The sequence below is a fragment of the Microcoleus sp. A003_D6 genome, from assembly GCF_036702825.1.
Classification (GTDB): domain Bacteria; phylum Cyanobacteriota; class Cyanobacteriia; order Cyanobacteriales; family Microcoleaceae; genus Microcoleus.
Genome location: NZ_JAUBWA010000236.1, coordinates 1 through 4,294, shown reverse-complemented (window position 1 = coordinate 4,294; position 4,294 = coordinate 1). Strand labels below are relative to the sequence as shown.

Here is a 4,294-nt window from a genome sequence, read left to right as displayed (position 1 = left end):
CTGAGGTCTGCTTGGAATGGCGTTCACCAGCTTGAAACTTAGTCACAGAAGTGTATTGAAGTTTTTGGAGATGTCTAATAGACATAATTGCGGTAGGGGCGGGTTCGCCGAAATATTTGCTACCCATCGACAAATTATATAAACCCGCCCCATCCCCACCCAGATGTTAAATAATTGATGGAATATAAGAGTTGTTTGGGGTTATTGGTGGGGTGGGGGCGGGTTTATTCAGATTATTGGTGAGTGGCAAATATGTGGGCGAACCCGCCCCTACTAAATTGTTTTAAATATTCTGGCGAATGCTATACTAGAAAAAGTATTCATTTTTCTGAAATACTAAGAAAGTAAAGTCTAAAAAAGTCTATGGCGACAGAACGCTGGGATGATGATAAAATAGACCGCCTCGCCGAGCAGCTAAAAGAGACAGCGAATATAGCAGATAGTAATGCTCGTGTCATTCAAGCTTTAGCAAATGTGGCAGCAGAGGCCAGAGAAGAGCGACAGCAAATGTTGCAACTTATTGCTCAACAACAAGAAAGAATGCTGGAAATAGAGGAAAGAATAGACAGACAACAAACTAATATTGACGGTTTGAGAACGGAGACGGTGCGGATGCTTGATATCTTGTTAAATCAACGGAATCAGCAAGACAATTCTGGCGAATAAAATTTGCGCCTCCACAACATTTGTCTATTAACCAAATTAATTACCTAAATTTATTTATGGCATTAATCCCCCATAGAGTAAATTGAGCGAAAACTTTTTTCAAAAATGGCTTTACAAATCGCCACTTTTCTGAGATGGTAAAAAAGTATCCATTTTTCTCGCGCAAGTGAGGGGGTGGAGAAGGGACAAGCACTTCCGAGTGCAGCGTGGAGGTTCGTGGAACAACAATGCGGTCAATTGCCGTGCTGCCAACCGCAACTACAACTCTGCGGGCAACTCGAACAGGAACAGGGGTTTTCGTGTAGCGGTAGCTTTGGCTGTCCCTTCCTCCCTGTCTTCCCTGTGAGCACTCTTCGCTATCTGAACTGGCAAATGGGAATTTGTCGGGCGTGTAAGAAGAGTCCAGACTTGTTCCCGTGATGGGGGCGACTTCATCCGAAAATAAAACCAAATCGGGTAGCTTGGTAGGGATTCCGAAGAGTTGCCCGATTTACAATATTAGGACTAACGCAAAGAAACCGGGTTTCTATGAAAAATCGTTGTTTCTCAACTATATCTACGAAGAAACCCGGTTTCTGGCCTCGACCTGCATAAGTCCTGAATATATTACTGTACCATGAATGAATTGCCAATCATTCAAAAAACCTACGATTTAATCAAATGGTATGTACCGATTTTAAACCGCCTGCCCCGCACTCACAAATTTACATTAGGCGATAGAATGATTGGCGGTCTATATGACATTTTAGAAGAGCTAATTTTAGCCCGGTACGCCCAAGAAAAGTTAGGAAAACTGGAAAATTTAAACGGAAAAATAGACATCTTGCGCCATCAAACCCGACTCCTACGAGAATTTGATTTAATGTCTATCGAGCGTTACGAATATGTAGTAAAATTAGTCAACGACATCGGTAGCGAACTGGGTGGCTGGATTAAACAGCAAAAAAAGCGGTCATCTCCATGAAACGATACGACAATCTTTGGTCTGAAATCATCAGTTTCGAGAACTTGTTAGTGGCAGCACGAAAAGCGCAAAAAGGCAAGCGATTCCGCCATAATGTTTTAGCCTTCAACTACAACCTAGAAACCGAACTCCTGAAACTGCAAGCTGAATTAGCTAATAAAACCTACACTCCGGGCGCATACCGAACCTTTGAAATTGTCGAACCCAAGCGACGGATGATTTCTGCTGCACCCTACCGAGATAGAGTCCTGCATCATGCCCTCTGCAATATTATTGTACCGCTGTTCGATCGCACTTTTATTCACGATTCCTACGCCAATCGAGTAGGTTTTGGCACTCACCGGGCGTTGCGTCGCTTTACGGAATTTGCCCGTTCTAGTCGTTATGTTTTACAGTGCGATATTAAGAAGTATTTTCCCAGCATTGACCACGAGATTTTAAAAGCCTTGGTACGCCGGAAATTAAAATGTCCCGACACCCTTTGGCTTGTGGATAAAATCATCAACAACAGCAACGCACAGGAACCCGTTATCGAGTATTTTCGTGGAGACGATTTACTAACCCCCGTGAATCGGCGGCGCGGTTTACCAATTGGTAATTTAAGCAGCCAATTTTACGCTAATGTTTACTTAAATGGGTTCGATCATTATATTAAAGAACAGCTAAAAGTTCAAAAATATGTGCGTTATGTAGATGATTTTGCCTTGTTCTCAGATGACCGAGGATTTTTAGCAGATGCAAGGCTTGGTGTTGAGGAATATTTAGTCAATTTGAGGTTAAAGATTCATCCGATTAAAAGCCAGTTGTTTGAGACAAAAGAAGGCGCAAATTTTCTGGGCTTCCGCATTTTACCTGACAGAATTCGAGTGAGGACAGAAAACTTGCGGCGAGGAAAGCGACGAGTGCGACAAATGCAGGTAGAATATTATGAGGGCAAAATTGATTTGTTAAAAATCACCCAGTCGCTGCAAAGTTGGGCTGCACATTTGAAGCATGGTAACACTTGGAAACTGCGAAAAGAAATATTTGCTTCCCTAGTGTTGGCGAGGAACTCGACCGCTAAAATCTAGTGATTAAAACACATTATAATGCGGTTTTGTCGCTGTAAACTGCCGTTTTGTAGATATGCTGGCTAAATCCAGCTCTATAATATGTTATGGTTTTTTGGATCAGTCCTACTTAACTAAAAATATATGAAAATTGTCTTTTTTGGCACTCCCGAATTTGCTGTTCCTACTTTATCCAGTCTGCTAAGCCATCCCGAATTCGAGGTAGTGGCTGTGGTGACTCAGCCAGATAAACGCCGGGGAAGGGGCAATAAATTGATGCCTTCACCTGTCAAAATGGCGGCTTTAAATCACAGTCTCCCGGTTTTGCAACCGCAGCGTATTAAGAAGGATGCGGAAACTATTGCCAAACTGCGGGAAGCGGAGGCTGATGTTTTTGTGGTGGTGGCTTACGGTCAGATTCTATCTCAAGCAATTCTGGATATTCCTAGTTTAGCTTGCGTTAACGTTCACGGTTCGATTTTGCCGAAGTATCGCGGTGCGGCGCCGATTCAGCGCTGTCTTTTTGACGGGGAAAAGACAACAGGAATTACTACTATGCTGATGGATGCTGGGATGGATACTGGGGCGATGCTATTGAAGGCTTTTGCTGGTATTTCACTGTTGGATAATGCTGATTCTTTGGCGGATAGGTTGGCGGAAGTTGGGGCGGATTTGTTGGTGGAAACTTTGGTTGAATTGAGGGATGGGGAAGTTAAGGCTGTTGTTCAAGATGATGCTGAGGCGACTTACGCGCCGATGATTAAGAGTGCTGATTTTGTGTTGGATTGGTCGAAAAGTGCGATCGCGCTTCACAATCAAGTTAGGGGCTTTTTCCCGGATTGTACGACGACTTTTCGCGGCAATTCTTTGAAGGTGATGGCGACAGTACCCGTCGCGCCGGAATATTGGCTGCAAATGCCGCCTGAGTTGAGGGTTTTGGAACGCGATTGGCCTGTTTTGTCGCAGTTGTCGGGCGCAAATGGGGAAGTTGTCAGGGTTGTGAAGGGCTTGGGTGCGATCGTGCAAACCGGCGATGGTTTATTATTGTTGCGGGAGGTGCAGTTGGCGGGGAAAAAGGTGCAGTCGGGGGTGGATTTTGCGAATGGAACTCGGTTGGTTGTAGGGGAAGTTTTTGGGAGGGTTGAAGTTACGGATTAGGTAGCACCTGAAACGGTTGATTGTTTTTTTCCCACTGTTGAATAGCTGCATACAGTTGTGTTTTGCAGAAATAAGAAGATTCGTAGGCAAGTCTTAAGTTTTGTTCGAGTACATTTGGCTCAACTGTTTTGGAGTTGCACGAACCTAATGCTTTGCAAAGTGCGATCGACAAAATACAAATCATATCGTGACCGCAACAAATATACCACATATCTTGAGCATTTGTTTTTAAGCTATCCATCTTGGCTATAATTTCTGCCTCATCAAGTCCCAGTTTTTGAGAGTTGTTTTTCACAGTTTGCAGTAATTTTGACTCATTTAGTGCCAAGGTTTTATCGTCTATAAATTTACTAAAAACTAAACCTTCAAATTTCAAAGCATAATTAGGGCTTGCTGAAAAAGCCTAAAACCCTTACATCAAAAGACTTTGGCTCGTGACGGCGCTGAAAGTGTGCAA

The 4,294-nt window shown here is 43.4% G+C and carries 6 protein-coding genes; 4 read left to right on the top strand and 2 right to left on the bottom strand.

What is annotated here, in order from left to right; translation table 11 throughout:
* Nucleotides 1-363: 363 nt before the first annotated feature.
* A complete protein-coding gene (locus QUB70_RS31745) occupies nucleotides 364-666 on the top strand; it encodes a hypothetical protein (RefSeq protein WP_332985761.1) in 303 nt (100 codons plus the stop codon).
* Between the two features lie 40 nt (nucleotides 667-706).
* Here the strand turns inward: QUB70_RS31745 and QUB70_RS31740 are convergent, their stop codons facing one another.
* Entirely contained in the window at nucleotides 707-1,117 is a 411-nt protein-coding gene (locus QUB70_RS31740; protein WP_332985760.1) for a hypothetical protein, read from the bottom strand.
* A 165-nt stretch (nucleotides 1,118-1,282) separates the two neighbouring features.
* Between QUB70_RS31740 and avd the strand changes: the two genes are divergently transcribed.
* The 3 genes from avd (at nucleotide 1,283) to fmt (ending at nucleotide 3,837) form a co-directional block, all read left to right on the top strand.
* Nucleotides 1,283-1,630, top strand: a complete 348-nt coding sequence (gene avd / locus QUB70_RS31735) for a diversity-generating retroelement protein Avd (protein ID WP_332985759.1) — start codon at nucleotides 1,283-1,285, stop codon at nucleotides 1,628-1,630.
* Entirely contained in the window at nucleotides 1,627-2,700 is a 1,074-nt protein-coding gene (locus QUB70_RS31730) for an RNA-directed DNA polymerase (RefSeq protein ID WP_332985758.1), read from the top strand. Before avd ends, QUB70_RS31730 begins: the two co-directional genes overlap by 4 nt.
* A 123-nt stretch (nucleotides 2,701-2,823) precedes the next feature.
* Entirely contained in the window at nucleotides 2,824-3,837 is a 1,014-nt protein-coding gene (gene fmt, locus QUB70_RS31725) for a methionyl-tRNA formyltransferase (protein ID WP_332985756.1), read from the top strand.
* On the opposite strand, the gene QUB70_RS31720 is transcribed toward fmt, so the two are convergent.
* Nucleotides 3,827-4,165, bottom strand: coding sequence for a hypothetical protein (locus QUB70_RS31720; RefSeq protein ID WP_332985755.1), 339 nt, complete (start codon nucleotides 4,163-4,165; stop codon nucleotides 3,827-3,829). The genes fmt and QUB70_RS31720 overlap by 11 nt on opposite strands.
* Nucleotides 4,166-4,294: the final 129 nt, after the last annotated feature.